The following is a 19,408-nucleotide window of genomic DNA, read 5'->3' as shown; positions in this document are numbered from 1 at the left end:
ACCACGAGCATTCCGACGACGGCCTCGCCGGCATCCGGCGTCCCGACAACCAACATCCCGGTAACGGGTGCCCCGCCAACCGCCGCGCCGGCAGCAACGGCCCCCGCGCCGCGTCCGGCCCCGCCGAGCAACGGTCGGCCGCGCTGGGGCCGCCTCGTGGCGCTCACCGCCGCGGTCTCGCTGTTGTTCGGTGGGGCGGCCGGTGCCGGTTCGGCGCTGTTGCTCACCGGCCGTGCCGAGCCCAACGCCTCACCCACCGTCGGCAGCGAGGACCCCACCGGCGACGCCGAGCCGACGGCCGAACCGGCCGGTCGCAAGTCCGCCGAGCCCTCACCGGCCACTAGCGACAAGCCCGGAGATGTGTCGGCGGTGGCCTCGGCGGTGCTGCCCAGCACGGTCACCATCCACGTCCGGTCGGGCACCAACAGGTCGGCCGGCTCCGGGGTGATCCTCAGCAAGGACGGGCACATCCTGACCAACAACCACGTGGTTGAGGCCGGTGCCTCCGGTGCGCAGGTCGAGGTCATCCTCGCCGGTGGGGCACGGGTGCGAGCCCAGATCGTCGGCCGCAGTCCCGGCTACGACCTGGCGGTGATCAAGATCCCGGCCGGGGAACATCTCACCCCGGCGGTGATCGGTGATTCCTCCCAGGTGCGCACCGGGCAACCCGCGATCGCGGTCGGCTCCCCGCTCGGACTGGGCGGTTCGGTGACCTCGGGAATCGTGTCCTCGCTCGATCGGCCGGTGCGGGTCGGCGACGACAACAATGCCGAGGCCGCAGTGGCCTATATCAACGGCATCCAGACCGATGCGGCGATAAACCCCGGCAACTCCGGCGGCCCCCTGGTCGATGCCGAGGGCAAGGTGATCGGCATCAACTCCGCGATCCTCACCCTCGGAGACCAACAGCAGCAGTCCGGCAGCATCGGGGTGGGCTTCGCGATCCCGATCAACCAGGCCATCACGATCGCCAACGAACTCAAGGCCAACGGCAAGGCCCAGTACCCGGTGATCGGCGCCCAGGTGCGCGACACCCCCGACGAGTCGGGTGCCGAACTGATCGAGATCACCGGCGGGGGCCCGGCCGCTGCGGCCGGACTGCGAGCCGGTGACAAGGTGGTCGCGGTCGCCGGCCGGGCGGTGTACGACAGCACCGAGTTGATCGTGCAGATCCGCACCCACCGTCCGGGCGAGAAGATTTCGATCGACTACATCCGGGGCGGCAAGGAAGCGAGCGTGGACGTCACGCTGGAGGGCCGGGTCGGCTGACTGGGCTACCCTGTGCAGCATGTTCGGTGTCGGTGCCGGCGAGATCCTCGCCCTCATCATCATCGGCATTCTGCTCTTCGGCCCCGACAAGTTGCCCGACCTGGCCCGCAAGCTCGCCCGGATCATCGCCTACCTGCGCAACGTGGCCAACAACGCCCAAACCACGATCCGCAGTGAACTCGGCCCCGGCTACGAGGACTTCGATATCCGCGACCCCAAGGCCTTCATCCGCAAACACCTGTTGGACGAGATGGACCCGCTGGTCGCCGATGTGAAACGCGAACTGGACGAGTCGACCGTCGCGATGCGCGAGGCCACCGACCAACTGCGCTGGGAGAGTGCCCGGCACGGTTCACCACCGGCGCCGGCCCCAACTGGTGAGGTGGGCGGCCCGGCGCCCTACGACGCGGAAGCCACCTGAACGACGCGGGCCACCTGAACGGTGGCCGTCCGGGTCACATCGGCGAGAGGCCCAACTGCATGCCGGCCAACCCACGACCCTTGCTGGCCAGGGTCTCGGCCACCGACGACAGGGCCTGCGCGGCCGCCGATTCGGGGGCGGCGTCAACGACCGGGTCGCCCACATCGGCGCCGGCCCGCACCCGCGGGTCGAGCGGCACCTCGGCCAGCAACGGCACCTCGTAGCCGAGTGCCTTGGTCAGGTTCGCGGCGGTCTCGGCACCGCCACCGGTACCGAACAGGTCGATCCGGCTCTTCTCCCCACAATGGGGGCAGCCCGACTCCAAGTAGGACATGTTCTCAACCACACCGAGCACCCGCTGGTGCATCATCGAGGCCATCGTGCCGGCCCGCTGCGCCACTTCGGCGGCCGCCTGCTGCGGGGTGGTCACCACGATCACCTCGGCACCGGGCAGTTTCTGGCCCAGCGAGATCGCCACATCACCGGTACCCGGGGGCAGGTCGATCACCAGGTAGTCGAGGTCACCCCAGTGCACATCGGCGAGCATCTGGGTCAGCGCCCGGTCCAGGATCGGGCCGCGCCAGGCAACCACCTGATCGCGGCTGGCCTTGAGCATGCCGATCGACATCACCTTCATGTCGTGGGCCGGCACCGGCATGATCAGGTCTTCGACCATCGTGGGCCGCTCATCGGCGATGCCCAACATCGGCGGAATCGAATGCCCGTAGATATCGGCGTCCAGAATGCCCACCGAATGCCCGGCCCTGGCCAGGGAGCGGGCCAGGTTCACCGTCACCGAAGACTTGCCGACCCCACCCTTACCGGACGAGATGGCGATGATCTTGGTCAACGAACCGGGCTTGGCGAAGGGAATCTCCCGCTCGGCGATCCCGCCGCGCAACTGGGTGCGCAGGGCGGTGCGCTGCTCGTCGCTCATCACCCCGAGCTCGACGTTCACCGCGGTCACCCCGGTCACTCCGTTCAGCGCCTTGGTGGTGTCGGTGCGCAGGGTGTCCTTCATCGGGCAACCCGAGACGGTCAGCAGGATCTTGATGTCGACCACCCCGTCATCGCTGATGTTCAGAGATTCGACCATCCCCAGATCCAGCAGCGGCTGCTTGATCTCCGGGTCCTGGACGTGGGAGAGGGCTTCGGTGACCGCCGGCAGGAGCGGGTGGTCGGGGGTCGCGGTGTCGACTTCAGGCATGCGGTCCACCTTAACCGTCCTTGTCTGTGTCATTGAGCCATCGCCGTAGTTCGTCACGAACCTCCTCGCGCAGCTCGTTGCGGATGTAATCGCGGGTTGCCACCTCGCCGACCGACATCCGCAGGGCGGCGATTTCGCGGGCCAGGAAGTCCATGTCGGCGCGGCTCTGGGCGGCCTGGGCACGGTCACGGTCCAGGGTGATCCGGTCGCGGGCCTCCTGGCGGTTCTGGGCCAGCAGAATCAGCGGTGCGGCATAGGAGGCCTGGGTGGAGAAGAACAGGTTCAGCAGGATGAACGGATACGGGTCCCACTTCAGACCGAACAGCCCGATCATGTTGATCGTCACCCAGGCGGCGACGAAGACGGTCATCCAGACCAGGAACTGGGCGGTGCCCATGAACCGGGCGAAGGCCTCGGCGAAGGCGCCGAAGGCGTCCCCGTCCAGGCGTACCCGGGGCAGCAGACTGCGCCGTCTGCGACCGGGAACGTTGAGCCGGTTCGCGTCCTCAGCGGCCATCGTCGACCTCCTCGGGTTCCATGCCGTCCATCTGGTCACCGCGCCAGTCGTCCGGCAACATGTGGTCGATCACATCGTCGACCGTCACCGCCCCGAGCAGCCGGTCGTCGTCGACCACCGGGGCACAAACCAGGTTGTAGGTGGCGAAATAGCGCGACACCGCGGCCAGGCTCATGTGCGGGTGCAGGGGCTGCAGTTCACCGTCGATCATCGCCGACACCATCAGCGACGGCGGTTCGCGCAGCAACCGCTGAATGTGCACCGTGCCCAGATACCTACCGGTGGGGGTTTCCAGCGGGGCCCGGGTGACATACACCTGGGACGCCAGGGCGGGGGTGACATCGGGATTACGGGCCTTGGCCAGGGCCGTGGCGATCGTGTCATCGGGGGAGACCACCACCGGTTCGGGGGTCATCAGACCACCGGCGGTGAACTCCTCGTACAGCAGCAATCGGCGCACATCGTCGGCCTCTTCCGGCTCCATCTCGCGCAGCAGGGTTTCGGCCACATCGGGGGACAGCTCGGCCACCAGGTCGGCGGCATCGTCCGGGTCCATCTCACCCAGCACATCGGCGGCCCGCTCGGTACCCAACGCCGAGATCAACTGGATCTGCTCGTCCTCGGGCAACTCCTCGACCGCGTCGGCCAGGGTTTCGTCGTCCAGGGCCGCGACCACCTCGGCGCGTCGCTGCGGCGTCAGATCGTGCAGCTCGCGGGCGATGTCGGCCGGTTTCATGTCCTCCATCTGGGCGAGCAACTCGCTGGTGCTGCGGCCCGAGCCCATGCTCAGGGCCGACACCTCCGACCAGTCGACCACCACATCGTGGCCGCGGCGACCGAACCTCGAACGGGAGGTGTCGCGCAGTGCCACCTCGCTGATCTCCCAGTCGTGGGAGCGCACCTGACGCATCGCGATATCGAAGACATAGGCATTGCCCTGATGCCCGGCCCGGGTCACCTTGGCATCGAAGAGGTCACCGATCACCAGGTTCTCGGCGTCCCGACGTTCGAAGCGCCGGGTGTTCACCACCCCGGAGATCACCACCTGCATCGCGGTCACGCTGTAGACCCGCACCATCGGCACGAAGATCCGGTGCCGGGCGAACAACTCAACCACCAAACCCTTGGCACGGGGGGCCCGGCCGGCCGAACGCACCTGGATCACCACATCGCGCAGCGTGCCGACCCGATCGCCGGCGGTATCAACCACCGGCATGCCACGGATGCGGGAGATGAAGATCGATGTCGAATTGGTGACCACGAGGGAACGGTACTAGGTGCGCGAGGTGCTCGGTTAGGCTCACAGCAACGATCACGATCGAAAGGCCCCGCCCCGTGTTCACTTCCGACGATGCCGCCCCCGTCATTCGCCGCACCGTGCTGGCGGTGCCCGGCTCCAGCGACCGCTTCCTGACCAAGGCGATGAACCTGGACGCCGACGTGGTCTTCCTGGACCTGGAGGACGCGGTCGCACCGCCCGCGAAGGTCGAATCCCGGGCCCGGATCGTCGACTTCCTGCACCGGGAGTGGGCCGCCCCGACCGTCACCGTCCGGGTGAACGACTGGACCAGCCCCTGGACCTACCAGGACGTGATCGACATCGTCGGAGGTGCCGGCGACCGGATCGACGCCCTGGTACTGCCCAAGGTCACCTCCGCCGCCCAGATCATCGCCCTGGACCTGCTGCTCAGTCAGGTGGAACACCAGGCCGACCTGCCCGTGGGCCGGATCGGGATCGAGGCCCAGATCGAGGACGCCCGCGGTCTGCTCGCCGCCCACGAGATCGCCGGGGCCAGCCCCCGGATGCGGTCGCTGGTGTATGGGCCCGGCGACTTCGCCGCCAGCATGGGGATGCCCAGCCTGAACATCGGCGCCCAACCGGCCGGCTATGTCGGTGATGCCTTCCACCACGTGCTGATGACCATCCTGGTGGCCGCCCGGGCCCACGGCATCGCCGCGATCGACGGACCCTATGTCGCGATCCGCGATGTCGACGGCTTCCGGGCCGCGGCCGAGCGTTCGGCCGCGTTGGGGTATGACGGCAAGTGGGTGCTGCACCCCGACCAGATCGCGGCCGGCAACGAGGTCTTCACCCCGACCCAGGCCGTCTTCGACCGCTCGGAGCGGATCATGGCCGCCTACCGACACGCCACCGCCGAGGCGGGGGGCGCGGTCGGGGCGATCGTGGTCGACGACGAGATGGTCGACGAGGCCGGAATGAAGTTGGCCGCGGTGCTCGCCGCCCGGGGCCGGGCCGCCGGCCTGCAGGTCGGGGAGTGAGCGGTCACCTGAATCCGGCTGCTCCCGAATCCCGTTGAACCTGGGCGGGCCCCAAGTGCGCGCGACCACAAACGCACCCGTAACGGGGGCTGGGGGCCGAATTCGGCCCGAAATGGCCGATTCGGTTGCGTTTTCATCCATCGCCTCGATGTGATCCGCCGCCAGTCATCTGCAAGCCCGCGCGGGGCGCGCTGGGTGCCGACGGTTAGGCTGGCAGTGTGTCCATGCCACCGACGTCCGATGCCCGCGCGCTGTTCAAACTGAACTTCCCGCAATCGCTGGCCGTCTACGACTCCTACGACGACGCCCAGGCCGCGGTCGACTTCCTGTCCGACCGCAAATTCCCCGTGGAGAACCTCTGCATCGTCGGTACCGATCTCAAGTCGGTCGAACGGGTACTGGGACGCAAGAACTGGGGCACCGTGCTGCGCAGTGCGATGGGTTCCGGCCTGTCGATGGCGGTGTTCTTCTCGCTGTTGGCGCTGATCTTCTTTCCACCCGAGCAGTTCCTGGCGATGGTGCTGGCCGCGCTGGTGATCGGTGTCACGGTGAGCATGATCTTCGCCGCGATCGGGTACGCACTCACCGGCGGCCGCCGCGACTTCACCTCGATCACCCAGACCGTGGCGACCCGCTACGAGGTTCTGGTCGAGCACAAGCACCGGGCCGAGGCCCGCGCCCTGCTGGACGAGAAACCGGGGGAACGCGCCCGCGCCTTCGAGTAGCAGCGCGCCCCGGACCTGCGCCGCGGAAACGAAACGGTAACGGTTCATCACTTGCCCCCGCATCCAACCGTTTCGTCGTCGGCTGGTTGCCGTTTGTTCACCTGCGGGTAGCGGTTCAGTGGGGTGGGACTTCTTTAGTGCACCTGGAAGTAGTTATCACTCACCCTCAGGAGTACTCATGTCCCGCATCTTCACCCGCGCCAAGGTCGCCACTGTGGCGTCGATGGCCGCGGCCCTCGTGCTCGCCGGTTGCGGCGCGTCGGCCGACGACACCAAGACCAACACCGATGGTGGTGGCGAGGGTAAGGACACCCTGATCCTGGCCTCCGTGCCCTCGGAGGAGGCCGGCAACCTGCAGGCCCAGTTCGACTCCCTGATCACCGTGATCGAGAAGGAGACCGGCAAGAAGGTCGAGTTCCAGGAAGCCACCGACTACGCGGCCGTCATCGAGGGCCAGCGCGCCGGCAAGATCGACCTCGCCTCCTACGGCCCGTTCTCGTACAAGATCGCCAAGGACGGCGGCATCAACATCGAGCCGATCGGCGCCATGGTCGACGGCGAGGACGAGGAGCCCGGCTACACCTCGATGCTGTGGGTCAAGAAGGACTCCGACATCCAGAAGATCGAGGATCTCAAGGGCAAGACCGTCTGCTTCGTCGACAAGGCCTCCACCTCGGGCTACCTGTACCCGAGCGCCGGCCTGCTGGAAGCCGGTCTCGACCCGGCCAAGGACGTCAAGGAAGTCATGGCCGGTGGCCACGACGCCTCGCTGCTGGCGGTCAACTCCGGCCAGTGCGACGCCGGCTTCGCCTTCGACGCGATGATCGACAAGGTGGCCGAGTCCGGTCAGATCAACAAGGACGAGTTCCGGATGGTCTGGGAGTCGGAGCAGATCATGGGCTCGCCGCTGGCCATGAACAACGACACCATCGACGAGGAAACCCAGGAAGTGCTCCGCAGCGTCCTGATCGAGAAGGGCAACGTGGACGCCATGACCGAGGCCGGCGTCTGCGAGAGCCCCGAGAGCTGCAAGCTCCCCGAGGATTCCTGGGGCTTCAAGAAGGTCACCGACGCCGATTACGACGGCGTCCGCAAGGTGTGCGAGCTGACCAAGGCCGAGGCCTGCAACGGCTGATCGGCTGTTCGTCCCACCCGAATCTGACTCACGGAGACCTGACATGCCCGACAACAACGATGCCCCGATCGTCCTGGAGAACGTCACCAAGAGGTTCAGCCCCACCGTGCTCGGCCTCGACGATTTCAGCGCCAGCTTCGAGCCGGCCAAGGTAACGGTGTTGTTGGGCCTGTCGGGCTCCGGCAAGTCAACCCTGCTGCGCCACATCAACGGGCTGCAGCGGCCGACCTCGGGGAAGGTCCGGGTGCTCGGCAAGCAGATCGAACGGGCCGGTGACCGCACCCTGCGGCAGGTACGCCGCCGGATCGGTTTCATCTTCCAGAACTTCCACCTGGTCGGCCCGATGTCGGTGCTGGAGAACGTCTGCACCGGACGACTCGGCAGCATGCGCGGGCCGCGCCTGTCGCTGATGACCTACCCCAAGGACATCCGCCGCGAGGCGATGGAGCAGCTCGAGCGGGTCGGCCTGGCCGACCGGGCCTTCCAGCGCGCCGACACCCTGTCCGGCGGACAGCAGCAGCGGGTGGCCATCGCCCGGGCGCTGATCCAGCGCCCCGATGTGCTGCTCGCCGACGAGCCGGTCGCCTCCCTCGACCCGGTCTCCAGCGCCCAGGTGATCGACCTGATCCGCCGGATCAGCGCCGAGGACGGCCTGACCGTGGTCTGCAGTCTGCATCAGGTGCAGTTGGCGATGGACTTCGCCGACCGCATCATCGGGCTGCAGTCGGGACGCAAGGTGCTCGACAGCCACGTCGAGGGCATGACCAGCGATCAGGCGCTCACCATCTACGACGCGGTTTCGTCGGTCGATCCGACCGAGATCGAGGTCGCCGACGCCCCCGTGGCCGGCTGAGGCTCGCCATGTCCACCGGCACCCTTCAGCGCCGCCCCGTCCAGCGGGAACTGCCGAAACGTCCCGCCCCCTCGGCCAACACCATCGCCGTCTGGTCGGTGCTCGTCGCCCTCTTCGCCGCCTCCGTCTGGTCGGTGATCGACCTGCGGATCAACATCGCCAGCATCCTCGATTCGATCGAGAACGCGCAGCGGTTCGTCGCCCGGATGTTCCCACTGGACTTCCCCGAACCCCTGGTGCTGCTGTCGATGGTGGCCGAGACCCTCGCCATCGTCACCCTGGCCACCGGACTGTCGGTGGTGCTGTCGGTGCCGATCGCCCTGTGGGCGGCCTCGAACACCACCACCTCCAACTTCGCCCGGAGCAGTTCGCGCACGATCATCGTGATCGCCCGGGCCGTGCCGGACCTGATCCTGGCGATCGTCTTCCTGCGGATCTTCGGCCTGGGTGCCCTGCCCGGCATCCTGGCGATGGGCCTGCACTCGGTCGGCATGATCGCCAAGCTGTACGCCGACGCGATCGAATCGCTCGACAACGGGCCGCAGGAGGCGATCCGGGCGGCCGGCGGAACCCGCTGGCAGCGGATCACCTCGGGCATCATGCCCCAGTTGATGCCGCAACTGATCGCCACCGCCCTGCACCGCTTCGACATCAACCTGCGTACCTCGGTGATCCTGGGCTATGTCGGTGTCGGTGGTATCGGTAAGGGCATCTCCGAGTCGCTGCGCTCGTTGAACTACCAGCGCGGGATGGCCCTGGCGCTGACGGTGCTGGTGTTGTGCATCGTGATCGAACTCCTCTCCGGTGCGATCCGGGCCCGGCTGCTGGCCGGCAAGGAGAGCAGCACCCCCAAGACCTGGGCCGACAAGGTGTCCGGCGGCTGGGTCAGCGGCGGACCGGCCGCGACCCGGGAGCGCCTCACCCCACCCTGGACGCCGGAGCGGGTCTCGCGTTTCCTGTCCATCGGGGTGCTGACCCTGATCGTGCTCGCATCCTTCGTGGGTTCGGACCTGAGCTGGGGCACCATCGGCCAGGGCATCTGGAGCATCCCGAACACCATCGGCCTGTTCCTGCCACCCAACCTCGACGGCGAACTGCTGCCGTCACTGCTGCAGCAGATGCTGCTCACCGTGCAGATCGCACTGGCCGCGACCCTGCTGGGTTCGATCCTGGCCGTCCCGATCGGCATCTTCGCGGCCCGCAATGTGGTGCCCAACCCGGCGATCCACAACTTCTTCCGGGTGCTGATCGTGATGGTACGCGGGATGCCCGAACTCATCCTGGCGATCATCTTCGTGGTGATCACCGGGCTGGGCGGGGTGGCCGGCACCCTCGCCCTGGCCATCGGTGCGGTCGGTCTGCTGAGCAAGCTGATCGCCGACTCCCTGGAAGAGACCGATGTCGCCGTCCAGGACGCGGTGCGCGCCAACGGGGCCACCCGGGTGCAGGTCTTCTTCGGCGTCACCGTCCGTCAGGCCCTACCGTCCTTCGTGGCCCACATCATGTACCTGCTGGACGTGAACATCCGCTCGGCGACCCTGTTGGGCATCGTCGGTGCCGGCGGCATCGGCTACCTGCTGATGAACGCCTCCCGGGTGATGCAGTTCGACGTGGTCAGCACCATCGTGTTCCTGATCCTGATCGTGGTGCTCATCGTCGAAGCGCTCTCGATCTGGGTGCGCCGAGCGGTCAAGTAGCCCGGCACACCGGCAGATCGAGAAGCATCGACCACCAAACTCGTCAGAACCGCCGCATCAGAACCGCAGCAGCGCTGCCAGCGACACCCCTTCGGGCAACTCGCTGACCGCGATGGTCGCACCGGTGCGCAGCGCCGCCACCACAGCCAGGTCGGCATCCTCACCGGCCGGGGCGCTCTGGGCGTCGACCTCCACCGGCGCCAGCAGGGTCTCCACCCGTCCCTCCTCGGCGGCCCGGCGCAGTTCGGCCGGGTCAGTCACCGCACTGCCGGTACCGCGGGCGGAGCCCAGCCGTTCGGCCAGTTCGGCCCGGCGCGCTTCGATCGGGCCACGGGCCACCGGCCAGGCGCCGGCCAACAATTCGTCCGGACGCGACCGGTCGGGATTGCCGGCGACCACTTCGTCGACCAGGGTTGGCAACTGTCCGGTCGCCTGGAACAGCGGCAGGTGCTCGGCCACCGCGGCCAACACCAGGGGTTGGCGATTATCGGCACCGAGTTGACGCCGCACACCGGCGGCCACCTCGGCGACGAACTTCTGCAGCGCCGTTGCCGCGGTATCGGCGCCACCGTGGCCGTGGAAGATCGCGCCACCGGGGGAGGACTGGTGTTGCAGCTCGGGTTCCTTGGTGCCGCTGCGCTCCATCTCGTCCATCGAGGCGGGGGCATGGGTGAGTTCGAGTTCGTGAATCGAGTCGCGGCTGCCCTCGAACAGGCGCACGCTCTTCTGGCTGAAGGCCAGAATGTAGAAGGCCTCATCACCGGAGGCGACCCGGAACAGCGGCCACAGCAGGGGAGCGGCACCCACCCGGGCGAGCTGCGGGAGTCGGCGGGGAACCCGGAAGACGTGGTGCTGCTCGGCGTCGGCGAACACCGCGAGCCCGTCGCCCTGGCGACGCCAGAAACCTCCGTCGTCGACCAACCGCATGATCGGGGCGAGGACGGCATCGGCATCCGCACCCTGGTCGCGCAACTGCCCGGCGGCTTCCTGGGCCAGATTGCGCAGAATGAGGGAATCGTGCCGGGTGTCGATGCGGTCGCGGTGGGTCGGCAACATCAACGACACCACCGGGGACTGCAAGCCGGCGAGCTCTTTCAAGGTGTCGGGGGTGACTTCATCGACGATGTCGCTGAAACGTTCGGAGGTCTGATCGGTCATGGCGCTCCTCTCATGAATCCCGAGGGCCAACTCGGGACCAACCACCTTATCGAGCCAGTTGTTGGCCTCCTCCCTCGGTAGGAGGCGAGCTCGTGGACCGCAGCCTAGGATCGACCCCGTGACCAGCCACCGTCCTCCGATCGCCGACCTGATCCTGGCCGCGGTGGCACTGGCACTGACCGTGCTGGTGGCCCTGGCCGGGCTCGATCACGGTGTCCAGTGGTACGTGGTCGCCGAGATCGCGATCCATCTCGGGCTGACCGCGATGGTGGCGGTGCGCCGAACCCGGCGACGAACGTCCTTCGTGGCCACCTATCTGCTGCTGGCCCTACTCGCCGCACTGGTGTGGATCGCACCGGTCAACCTCGGGGTCAGCCCGCTGGTGTTGTGCGCACCGCTGTCGCTGTACGTGGTGGCCCGGCACGAACCCACGATCTGGGGGATCGCCGGATTGCTGTTGGGAATCGCCGGGGCGTTCATCAGCCCGGCCGGCCGGATGCCCGGCGGTGGCAGTGGTCTGGTGCCGCTGATGATTCTCGGCATGGTCGGCACGTACTTGTGGGCCAGTGGGCGCCGGCGCACCGAACTCGCGCACCGGGAACTGGTCGAGCGGCAACGCCGCGAGCACGAACGTGCCCTGGCCCGCCAGGTCGAACTGGCCGAGGAGGCCGAACGTGCCCGGATCGCCCGCGAGGTGCACGACATCGTCGCGCACAGCCTCGCGGTGGTGACCGTACAGGCCAATACCGGCCTCGCCCTGGGCGGGGAGGCCCAATTGCGCGAGGCCCTGACCGGGGTGCGCGATGCCTCCCGCACCGCCCTGAACGAGTTGCGTTCCCTGGTGAGCGTGTTGCGCGACAACGCGTCCGATCAAGGGGTTTCCGGTGACCTGCTGCGGGTGCCGGCGCTGGCCGCCGAGGCCGAGGCCTCCGGGGTGCGGCTGACCAGCGACCTGCCGGGGGAGGAAACCCTGCAGCGGTGGCAACAGGACTGGCCCGCCCCGGTGCGACTGGCCGTGGTGCGGATCGTCCAGGAGGGCCTCAGCAACGTGATCAAGCACGGCGGCCCCGAGCCTCGGGCCACTCTCACCCTCGCCGAGGAGGGCGGTGCATGCCGGGTGGAGATCACCAACGATGCGGTGGCCCGGGGCGAATCCGGCGGCTACGGGTTGCCCGGTTTGCGCGAACGGGTCGCGCTGAGCGGCGGTACGATCACCAGCGGCACCCGCGGTGACGGATTCGAACTACGGGTCAGCCTGCCGGTCGAGGGCGAGGAGGACCGACGATGAGCCAGGTGCGGGTCGGCATCGTCGACGATCAATCGCTGCTCGTCTCGGCCTTCGCGGCCCTGGTGAACAACCAGCCCGACCTGACCGTGGTCGGCACCGGCAGCGATGGGCTCGAGGCGATCGACCTGTGCGACCGGCACGAGGTCGATGTGCTGTTGATGGACATCCGAATGCCACGGCTGGACGGGGTGGCCGCCACCCGACGCATCGTCGCCGACCGCGACCGACCCCGGGTACTGATCCTGACCACCTTCAACGTCGACGAACTGGTGCTGTCGGCGATCGGCGCCGGGGCCCGGGGATTCCTGCTCAAGGACGCCGACCCCGATCAGGTGCTCGACGCGATCCGGGCGGTGCACCGCGGCGAGGCGGTGATCGCGAGTCAGGCCGCCCCCGCCCTGCTCGACGCCCTGCGCACCGGTCGAGAACTCCCGTCCGACGAAGCACGGCCCGACGAAGCAGGGCCCGACGACGGACGGCCCACCGAAGCCGCGTCCGAACCGGGCCCGGAACTACCCGCCGAACTGACCGCCCGCGAACTCGAGGTGCTCACCCTGATCGGCCGCGGCCGCAGCAACACCGAGATCGCCGAAGACCTCTTCATCGCCGAAACCACGGTGAAAACCCACGTCGGCAACCTGCTGATGAAGCTGCAGGCCCGCGACCGGGTCGCGCTGGTGGTGCTGGCCCACAGCGTCGGGCTGGTCGGCGGCCCGGCCCAACGCTCGGTACCCCTGGGCTGACCTCCTACCGGGGGAGGAGAGCACCGTCGCCGCGGCCCGGCAGAACCCTTCCCCGGCAGGATGTCCGCACCGGTCCGCGTCGCCACGCTGGAGACATGACTACGAACGCACATCCGATCCTGGGTTGCCGAGGACTGGTGAAGTCCTTCGGTGGCCACCGTGTCCTCAACGGGCTCGACCTCACCGTCACCCCCGGCCGGGTGTACGCGCTGCTCGGCCGCAACGGGGCCGGCAAGTCGACCAGCCTGAAGATCATGCTCGGCCTGCTGCCCGCCGATGCCGGTACCGGCTACCTGCTCGGCAAGCCCTGGCAGCGTGACTCGCTGAGCAAGGTCGGGGCCAGTATCGACGGGCCCGCCCTGTACTCGCATCTGAGCGCCCGCAACAACCTGCGGGTACACGCCCGACTCACCGGTGTCGATGACAACCGGGTCACCGCGGTGCTGCAGCAGGTGGGGCTGGCCGACACCGGTAAGAAGAAGGCCAAGACCTTCTCCACCGGCATGAAGGCCCGACTGGCGCTGGCGATCGCCCTGCTGACCGACCCCGAGGTGTTGGTGCTGGACGAGCCCCAGAACGGCCTGGACCCCGAAGGCATCATCGAACTGCGCAGCTTGATCCGTTCCCTGGCGGCCGCCGGCCGTACCGTGCTGATCAGCTCACACCAGTTGGGCGAGGTCGTCCGGCTCGCCGACGACATCGGCGTGCTGGCCTCGGGCCGGCTGGTCTACGAGGGCCCGCTGGCCGACTTCGCCCACGACGACCTCGAGGGCGCCTACCTGGCTGCCACCGGGCAGGTTCCCGCCCCGACCGGGCAGGTGAGGTCATGAGTATCGGTACCACTGCGGCAGTACGCGCCGAACTCGTTCGCACCCGGGGCAGTGCCTCGGCCCGGTTCGCCCTGGTCGGTCTGATCCTGTGCCTGCTCCAGGGCCTGGGCTGGTGGCTGGTGGCCACCAGTTCGGCCCCCGACTGGTTCGGTCTCTTCGGCTGGCAGTCGATGTATGCCACCGGTCTGCTCGCCCCCCTGGTCGGGCTGCTGGTGGGCATGACCGTGAGCCGCGAGGCCAAGGCCCGCGACGGCGGCACCTGGGCCCGTCCGCTGGCACCACGAACCGCGATCCTGGCGCGCTTTCTGGTGATCACCGGCCAACTGGGCCTGTTCCATCTGGCCATCACCGCCCCGCTGCTCGGCTTCGGTCTGCTGCAGGGGCTGGACGAGCCGCCCTTCGGCCGGTTCGTCACCCTCTGGCTGGTGCTGTGGGGTGCTTCGCTGCTGCCGGCGGCGGTGTCCTTCGTCCTGGCCCGACGAATCGGCATGCTCGCCACCATCGGTCTGATGGTGGTGTGGCAGGTGGCCGGCACCGTGCTGGCCGAGTCGTCGATCTGGTGGACCCAGCCCTGGGCCTGGCCGGTGCGGGCCGTGCTGCCGGTACTGGGCATCCATGCCAATGCGGTGCGGCTGGAAGCCGGCTCGCCGCTGTGGCTGAGCAACCCGTGGCTGCCGACCCTGGCAGCGGTGCTCGTGGCCGGGCTGTGCATCGGCGCCCTGGCCCTGACCGCCGGCGGAGCTTCGGCCGGGCGCGGGGGCCGACCGAAGCGTCAGCAGCGTCGCGAAGCCGCCCATGTGGTGTCGACGCCGGTGAGCCAGCCGGTGGCCGACCACGAGGTGATGCAGGGGCGTCGGCGTCCGGTGGCCGCACACCTGCAGGTGCTCGCCGGTACCGCGGTGTGGCCCCTGGTGGCGCTGACGATCGTGGTCTTCGCCGTGGTCGCGCTGGTCTGGAACGGTGCCTACGTCGCCGGTCTGGCGACCTGGCTGGTGATCCCGATCGGGTGCGCGGTACTGGCGGTGTTGGCCTGGACCGCCCATGAATCGGCCTGGCCGGTGGCGGTGCTGCGCACCCGTCCGGCGGTGCTGGGGGCGAGCCTGGGGCTGGTGTGCGGGGTGATCCTGACCGTGATCGTCGCGGCCATCGGCGGCGGGCTGTGGCTGAGCGGCGGCGCCGGCCCGGCCGAACCGATCAGGTTCCTGACTCTGCTGTGGCTGGTCGGCCTGGCCACCCTGATGGTGGACCTGTGGCTGGTCACCCGCTTCGGCACCGCCGCCACCCTGGGGGTGACCTTGGTCGGGCTGGTGATCAGCCTGGTCTTCGGCGGCAGTTGGCTCGCCGAGGGCACCACCTGGCTGGTGGGTTGGTTCGGCTGGCCGCACAGTGCCACGACCTGGCCGCGAGCACTGCTGGCCGGTACCGCCTCGGCGGTCGTCGCCGCAGCAGCCGGGCTCGGCTGGTGGCGCGCCCTGCGCCGCGCGGCCGCCCGCTGAGGTTAGAGCCGGTCGAGGGTACGGCCGGCGACGCCGAAGGCCAGCGTCATCCCGATTCCGGAGGTGACCGTCACCGTGGTCACCCCGGGAGCCGGGGTGGTGACCAGCAGGTCGGTCAGCGGCGAATGGGCGTACACGCCCTGCCAGCGCTGCCGCACCCGCCACCGGTTCGTGCCGGTGATGGTGGCCACCTCGGCCAACAACCGCTCGGAAATGTCCTCTTCCAGGAAGGGATCGACCGTGAGGTCGTAATGGTGCGAATCACCGATCAGCAAGGTGCCGTCCGGACGCCGGGTGAACATCACATTCGGGTCCATCGCCATCAACTCCGGCTCGGCCGCGGTCAACTCCTCCCGAACCGTCACCGCAGCAGGGGTGCCGGCCATCGCCGCATACCGCAGCATCGAGGTGCCGGTCAGCACCGCCGAATCCAGGGTGTAACCGCCCGGCTGATCGACCAGAGCCATCTGCAGCCGACAGCGCCGCACCTGGTGACGTTCGGCATCGGCGGGGTGCAGGCGGTCGAGGTCGTGGCCGACACACACCAACACGTGTTGGCCCCGCACCTGTCCGCGGTTGGTGTGCACCACCCCCGAATCGACGTGGTGGGCATGCGTACCCCAATGCAGATCCACCAGCGGATGGGCGGCCAACCAGTCGGCCAGCATCGGCGCGGTGGTGCGCGGGTCGACCCGCAGATCCAGGGGCAAGAAGGCCCCACCGACGATCCGCGGGTCCGGCTCGGAGTCGTCGCTGCGCAGCCGGTCGCGTACCTGATCGGCTGCCAGCAGGTGCACGTCCTCGGCCCCCCGGTCGGCCCGGAAAGCCTCCAACACGGCCAACTCGGCCTCGCTGCGGGCGACCACCACACAACCTGCCTCGCGGGCCCAGAAACCCGCCTCCTCCGCGGCCCGCAACCAGCCCACCCGCGAGTGCATCGCCAGGTCGGCCAACGGCCCACTCTGGGCGGTGATGCAGGCATGGCCGAAGTTGCGCACCGAAGCCCCCACCGGGCGACGGTCACGTTCGATCAACTGCACCCGCAAACCCCGCCGAACAGCCTCGAAAGCATGGGCCAGGCCGATGATCCCACCACCGACGATGACCAGGTCACTGCGTGCGTCGTTCATATCCGTGATCGTCTCGTGCCGCCGGCTCCGGTGGCGAATCGCCCGCACCGGCTATCCGGGGATTCACCTGTGTGTAACCGCCGCGTTGCCGGAGGAGGGGAATCCGGTCACCCATCGCCAACTAGGGTCGAGGGCATGTTTGAACTTGTCGCCTCCGATGTGGCCGGTACCACCGTCGATGAACGCGGCCACGTGTATCGGATGCTGCGCCAAGCGGTCACCGATCGGGGAGCCACGGTGAGCGAGGACGTCTTCGCCAACTGGATGGGCACCGAGAAGCGCACCGCGATCACCAACCTGCTGGAACTCGGCGGGGTCGACGCGGACGAACAGATGATCGACGAGGCCTACCGCTGGTTCACCGAGAATCTGAAGCAGGCCTACCGGGACGAACCGCCGATGCCTTTCCCCGGGGTGCCCGAGGCGATCGCGGCACTGCGGTCGGCCGGCGTGAAGGTGGTACTCACCACCGGTTTCTCCACCGACATCGCCGAGACGGTCATCGAAGCCGCCGGCTGGAAGGTCGGACGCGACCTGGACGGCCTGGTGCCGGCCGACACCGTCGCCGCCGGACGCCCCGCGCCCTACCTGATCCACCACGCGATGGAAGCGATGCGGGTCACCGATGTGCGCAAGGTGGCCGCGGTCGGCGACACCCTGGCCGACATCCGCGCCGCCCGTAACGCCGGCGTGCTGGCTGTCGGTGTGCTGACCGGTGAGGTCGGCCGTGAGGCCCTGGCCGCCGAGCAGCCCGATTTCCTGATCGACTCGGTCGCGGACCTGCCCACCGTCCTGCAACAGGGGTGAACACCCCAGTGCCCGTCGAACTGCCGGAGCGCGCAACGGCCCTGGTCTGGCAGGGCACGGGCCCGGGCGGTGCCTCCTTCGAGCTTGCCGATCTGCCGCTGACCCCCGGGCCCGACGACGCCGTGGTGCGCGTCGACTACGCGACCGTGTGCGGCTCGGACCGGCACACCGTCGAGGGCCGCCGATCGGCCGCCTGCCCCTCGGTGCTGGGACACGAGGCCGTCGGCACGCTGGTGCGGGTACCGCCGGGACGGCTCGACGTGGACGGTGCCGAACTGCGGGTCGGCGACCGGGTGATCTGGTCGGTGATCGCCTCCTGTGCCGGTGCCGAACGGTGCGACCGCTGCCAGGCCGGACTGAGTGCAAAATGCCGCAACCTGCGCAAGACCGGCCACGAGGCGCTGGAATCCGGTTGGCCGCTGTCGGGCGGTTATGCCAGTCATGTGGTGCTGCCGGCCGGGCTCGCGATCGCGGTGGTACCGCCCGAGATCGACGACCTCACGGCAGCCACCGCAGCCTGCGCCACGGCCACCGTGATGGCCTGCTGGCAGGCCGCCACCGACATCGCCCCGATCTCGGGGCAGCGGGTGCTGGTCATCGGCGCGGGCATGCTGGGCCTGTACGCCGCGGCCATCGCCGCGTCCGTGGGTGCCGAAGCGGTGGTGGTGGTCGATCCCGACCCGACCCGTCGCGAACTGGCCGGCGCGTTCGGTGCCACCGAGGTCACCGACACCGCCGAGGGGCAGATCGCCGACGTGGTCTTCGAACTGTCCGGCCACCCGTCCGCGGTCCGTGCCGGGCTCGCCGCCCTGGACATCGGCGGGGTACTGGTGCTGGCCGGATCGGTCGCCCCCCGCGGCACCGTCGACCTCGACCCCGAGAACATGGTGCGCCGACTGCTCACCGTGCGCGGGGTGCACAACTACGAACCCCGACACCTCAGCGAGGCGATCCGCTTCCTGGCCGGCACCCACTGGCCCTGGCACCTGGTGATCGGCGAACCGGTCGACCTGGCCGACCTGCCCGAACTGCTGAGCCGCCCGGCCCGACCCGAGGTACTGCGCGACAGCGTCCGGCTCGGAGGTGCCCGATGACCTCCGGACGAGAACTGGTCACCCTGCTCGAGGAACGGATCGGCGCGATGCGCCACGGGGAACGGGTGCCCAGCGAACACGACATCATGACCCGCTACGACGTCAGCCGGTCACTGGCCCGCTCTGCGCTGCGTGAACTAGAGGCGCGCTACCTGGTGCGGCGGGTGCAGGGTGCGGGCACCTTCGTCAATGAACGCCTCGACTACGTCATCTCGCGGTCGCGCAAGCCGTCCCTGCACGCCACCATCGCCGAGGCCGGACGCACCGCGCGCACCTTCGTGGTGGCGATCGGCAACCACAGTGCCCCCGAGACGTTGGCCAGAATCCTCAACGTCGCCCCGGGCACCCCGCTGGTGCGGCTGGAACGACTCGGCTATGTCGACGACCAGCCGACGATGTTCCTGCAGGAATGGCTCGCTCCCGGTGTGATCCTGCACCCCGAAGTCGGCCTGACGGTGATCGAATCGGTCGAGGAGCTACTGCGTGGGTCGGGGCACGAACCCGTGCGGGCCTGGTTCCGGGCCACGGTCGACCCGCCGCCGCCGATGGTGCACGAGCGATTGGCACTGCCCCGCGGGTCACGCACCTGGGTGGTTGATTCCTGCACCCGCGACGGCAAAACCGGACAACCGCTGATGGCCAGCCGCGCCTGGACCCGGATCGACGTGATCCGGATCGTGTGCGAGCTCGACGACGACTTCCAACCACCCGTCCGCGCCTGATCGGTGCCACGCAGTCGGTGGCGCGGGAGCGCAGGC

The 19,408-nt window shown here is 68.8% G+C and carries 19 protein-coding genes; 14 read left to right on the top strand and 5 right to left on the bottom strand.

The features are described 5' to 3' along the window. Positions 1-156 precede the first annotated feature (156 nt). The gene (locus ACR4XW_RS02010; protein ID WP_434758835.1) at positions 157-1,269 is read left to right on the top strand and encodes a S1C family serine protease; all 1,113 of its coding nucleotides are present in this window, start codon (positions 157-159) and stop codon (positions 1,267-1,269) included. 19 nt (positions 1,270-1,288) lie between these two features. Beyond that, the gene (locus tag ACR4XW_RS02005; RefSeq protein ID WP_434758834.1) at positions 1,289-1,690 is read left to right on the top strand and encodes a sec-independent translocase; all 402 of its coding nucleotides are present in this window, start codon (positions 1,289-1,291) and stop codon (positions 1,688-1,690) included. A gap of 34 nt (positions 1,691-1,724) precedes the next feature. Here the strand turns inward: ACR4XW_RS02005 and ACR4XW_RS02000 are convergent, their stop codons facing one another. Genes ACR4XW_RS02000 through ACR4XW_RS01990 form a run of 3 tightly spaced genes read right to left on the bottom strand, consistent with a single transcriptional unit; the run spans position 1,725 to position 4,675 of the window. Beyond that, on the bottom strand, positions 1,725-2,897 hold the full coding sequence (locus ACR4XW_RS02000) for an Mrp/NBP35 family ATP-binding protein (protein WP_434758833.1): 1,173 nt from the start codon (positions 2,895-2,897) through the stop codon (positions 1,725-1,727). Between the two features lie 10 nt (positions 2,898-2,907). After that, positions 2,908-3,414, bottom strand: a complete 507-nt coding sequence (locus ACR4XW_RS01995; RefSeq protein WP_434758832.1) for a DUF1003 domain-containing protein — start codon at positions 3,412-3,414, stop codon at positions 2,908-2,910. Continuing rightward, positions 3,404-4,675: a magnesium transporter MgtE N-terminal domain-containing protein gene (locus ACR4XW_RS01990; protein ID WP_434758831.1), complete on the bottom strand. Its 1,272-nt coding sequence runs from the start codon at positions 4,673-4,675 to the stop codon at positions 3,404-3,406. The genes ACR4XW_RS01995 and ACR4XW_RS01990 overlap by 11 nt, the downstream gene beginning before the upstream one ends. Positions 4,676-4,749: 74 nt before the next feature. On the opposite strand from ACR4XW_RS01990, the gene ACR4XW_RS01985 reads away from it, so the two are divergent. The 5 genes from ACR4XW_RS01985 to phnE all read left to right on the top strand — a co-directional run bounded on the left by ACR4XW_RS01985 (position 4,750) and on the right by phnE (position 10,104). After that, entirely contained in the window at positions 4,750-5,694 is a 945-nt protein-coding gene (locus tag ACR4XW_RS01985) for an HpcH/HpaI aldolase/citrate lyase family protein (RefSeq protein ID WP_434758830.1), read from the top strand. A 224-nt stretch (positions 5,695-5,918) separates the two neighbouring features. Further along, on the top strand, positions 5,919-6,419 hold the full coding sequence (locus ACR4XW_RS01980) for a YflT domain-containing protein (RefSeq protein WP_434759392.1): 501 nt from the start codon (positions 5,919-5,921) through the stop codon (positions 6,417-6,419). Between the two features lie 178 nt (positions 6,420-6,597). Next, on the top strand, positions 6,598-7,554 hold the full coding sequence (locus tag ACR4XW_RS01975) for a phosphate/phosphite/phosphonate ABC transporter substrate-binding protein (RefSeq protein WP_434758829.1): 957 nt from the start codon (positions 6,598-6,600) through the stop codon (positions 7,552-7,554). A 43-nt stretch (positions 7,555-7,597) separates the two neighbouring features. Beyond that, positions 7,598-8,407 (top strand): phosphonate ABC transporter ATP-binding protein, encoded by an 810-nt coding sequence (gene phnC, locus ACR4XW_RS01970; RefSeq protein WP_434758828.1) that lies wholly within the window; start codon positions 7,598-7,600, stop codon positions 8,405-8,407. A gap of 8 nt (positions 8,408-8,415) precedes the next feature. Beyond that, positions 8,416-10,104 (top strand): phosphonate ABC transporter, permease protein PhnE, encoded by a 1,689-nt coding sequence (gene phnE, locus ACR4XW_RS01965; protein ID WP_434758827.1) that lies wholly within the window; start codon positions 8,416-8,418, stop codon positions 10,102-10,104. 57 nt (positions 10,105-10,161) lie between these two features. Here the strand turns inward: phnE and ACR4XW_RS01960 are convergent, their stop codons facing one another. Continuing rightward, complete coding sequence (locus ACR4XW_RS01960; protein WP_434758826.1) at positions 10,162-11,262, bottom strand: baeRF3 domain-containing protein; 1,101 nt, start codon at positions 11,260-11,262, stop codon at positions 10,162-10,164. A 118-nt stretch (positions 11,263-11,380) separates the two neighbouring features. Here ACR4XW_RS01960 and ACR4XW_RS01955 point away from each other — a divergent pair, with 118 nt between their 5' ends. The 4 genes from ACR4XW_RS01955 to ACR4XW_RS01940 all read left to right on the top strand — a co-directional run bounded on the left by ACR4XW_RS01955 (position 11,381) and on the right by ACR4XW_RS01940 (position 15,619). Further along, complete coding sequence (locus ACR4XW_RS01955; protein ID WP_434758825.1) at positions 11,381-12,550, top strand: sensor histidine kinase; 1,170 nt, start codon at positions 11,381-11,383, stop codon at positions 12,548-12,550. Further along, positions 12,547-13,293: a response regulator gene (locus ACR4XW_RS01950; protein ID WP_434758824.1), complete on the top strand. Its 747-nt coding sequence runs from the start codon at positions 12,547-12,549 to the stop codon at positions 13,291-13,293. Before ACR4XW_RS01955 ends, ACR4XW_RS01950 begins: the two co-directional genes overlap by 4 nt. A gap of 95 nt (positions 13,294-13,388) precedes the next feature. Beyond that, positions 13,389-14,123 (top strand): ATP-binding cassette domain-containing protein, encoded by a 735-nt coding sequence (locus ACR4XW_RS01945; protein WP_434758823.1) that lies wholly within the window; start codon positions 13,389-13,391, stop codon positions 14,121-14,123. Further along, positions 14,120-15,619 (top strand): lantibiotic immunity ABC transporter MutE/EpiE family permease subunit, encoded by a 1,500-nt coding sequence (locus tag ACR4XW_RS01940; RefSeq protein WP_434758822.1) that lies wholly within the window; start codon positions 14,120-14,122, stop codon positions 15,617-15,619. The genes ACR4XW_RS01945 and ACR4XW_RS01940 overlap by 4 nt, the downstream gene beginning before the upstream one ends. A 2-nt stretch (positions 15,620-15,621) precedes the next feature. Here ACR4XW_RS01940 and ACR4XW_RS01935 read toward each other — a convergent pair whose 3' ends face one another. Further along, complete coding sequence (locus tag ACR4XW_RS01935; RefSeq protein ID WP_434758821.1) at positions 15,622-16,749, bottom strand: TIGR03364 family FAD-dependent oxidoreductase; 1,128 nt, start codon at positions 16,747-16,749, stop codon at positions 15,622-15,624. A 135-nt stretch (positions 16,750-16,884) separates the two neighbouring features. Here ACR4XW_RS01935 and ACR4XW_RS01930 point away from each other — a divergent pair, with 135 nt between their 5' ends. From ACR4XW_RS01930 to ACR4XW_RS01920, 3 genes are read left to right on the top strand one after another with little or no spacing between them, the layout of a single operon-like run. Continuing rightward, positions 16,885-17,556 (top strand): phosphonatase-like hydrolase, encoded by a 672-nt coding sequence (locus ACR4XW_RS01930; RefSeq protein ID WP_434758820.1) that lies wholly within the window; start codon positions 16,885-16,887, stop codon positions 17,554-17,556. After that, positions 17,553-18,650 (top strand): zinc-binding dehydrogenase, encoded by a 1,098-nt coding sequence (locus ACR4XW_RS01925; RefSeq protein ID WP_434758819.1) that lies wholly within the window; start codon positions 17,553-17,555, stop codon positions 18,648-18,650. The genes ACR4XW_RS01930 and ACR4XW_RS01925 overlap by 4 nt, the downstream gene beginning before the upstream one ends. After that, the gene (locus tag ACR4XW_RS01920) at positions 18,647-19,372 is read left to right on the top strand and encodes a GntR family transcriptional regulator (protein WP_434758818.1); all 726 of its coding nucleotides are present in this window, start codon (positions 18,647-18,649) and stop codon (positions 19,370-19,372) included. The genes ACR4XW_RS01925 and ACR4XW_RS01920 overlap by 4 nt, the downstream gene beginning before the upstream one ends. Positions 19,373-19,408: the final 36 nt, after the last annotated feature.

The sequence above is a fragment of the Pseudenemella bisphenolivorans genome (assembly GCF_051133435.1).
Classification (GTDB): domain Bacteria; phylum Actinomycetota; class Actinomycetes; order Propionibacteriales; family Propionibacteriaceae; genus JAAYAO01.
Note: the sequence above shows the minus strand (reverse complement) of the source record. Positions and strands in the feature narration are given on the sequence as shown.

What these genes read in the sequence shown, in the direction of transcription:
- ACR4XW_RS01960 (WP_434758826.1), bottom strand. Translation starts at nt 11,262, where the DNA reads ATGACCGATCAGACCTCCGAACGTTTCAGCGACATCGTCGATGAAGTC.
- ACR4XW_RS01945 (WP_434758823.1), top strand. Translation starts at nt 13,389, where the DNA reads ATGACTACGAACGCACATCCGATCCTGGGTTGCCGAGGACTGGTGAAG.
- ACR4XW_RS02005 (WP_434758834.1), top strand. Translation starts at nt 1,289, where the DNA reads ATGTTCGGTGTCGGTGCCGGCGAGATCCTCGCCCTCATCATCATCGGC.
- ACR4XW_RS01935 (WP_434758821.1), bottom strand. Translation starts at nt 16,749, where the DNA reads ATGAACGACGCACGCAGTGACCTGGTCATCGTCGGTGGTGGGATCATC.
- phnC (WP_434758828.1), top strand. Translation starts at nt 7,598, where the DNA reads ATGCCCGACAACAACGATGCCCCGATCGTCCTGGAGAACGTCACCAAG.
- ACR4XW_RS01980 (WP_434759392.1), top strand. Translation starts at nt 5,919, where the DNA reads ATGCCACCGACGTCCGATGCCCGCGCGCTGTTCAAACTGAACTTCCCG.
- ACR4XW_RS01995 (WP_434758832.1), bottom strand. Translation starts at nt 3,414, where the DNA reads ATGGCCGCTGAGGACGCGAACCGGCTCAACGTTCCCGGTCGCAGACGG.
- ACR4XW_RS01930 (WP_434758820.1), top strand. Translation starts at nt 16,885, where the DNA reads ATGTTTGAACTTGTCGCCTCCGATGTGGCCGGTACCACCGTCGATGAA.
- ACR4XW_RS01940 (WP_434758822.1), top strand. Translation starts at nt 14,120, where the DNA reads ATGAGTATCGGTACCACTGCGGCAGTACGCGCCGAACTCGTTCGCACC.
- ACR4XW_RS01975 (WP_434758829.1), top strand. Translation starts at nt 6,598, where the DNA reads ATGTCCCGCATCTTCACCCGCGCCAAGGTCGCCACTGTGGCGTCGATG.
- ACR4XW_RS01920 (WP_434758818.1), top strand. Translation starts at nt 18,647, where the DNA reads ATGACCTCCGGACGAGAACTGGTCACCCTGCTCGAGGAACGGATCGGC.
- phnE (WP_434758827.1), top strand. Translation starts at nt 8,416, where the DNA reads ATGTCCACCGGCACCCTTCAGCGCCGCCCCGTCCAGCGGGAACTGCCG.
- ACR4XW_RS01950 (WP_434758824.1), top strand. Translation starts at nt 12,547, where the DNA reads ATGAGCCAGGTGCGGGTCGGCATCGTCGACGATCAATCGCTGCTCGTC.
- ACR4XW_RS02000 (WP_434758833.1), bottom strand. Translation starts at nt 2,897, where the DNA reads ATGCCTGAAGTCGACACCGCGACCCCCGACCACCCGCTCCTGCCGGCG.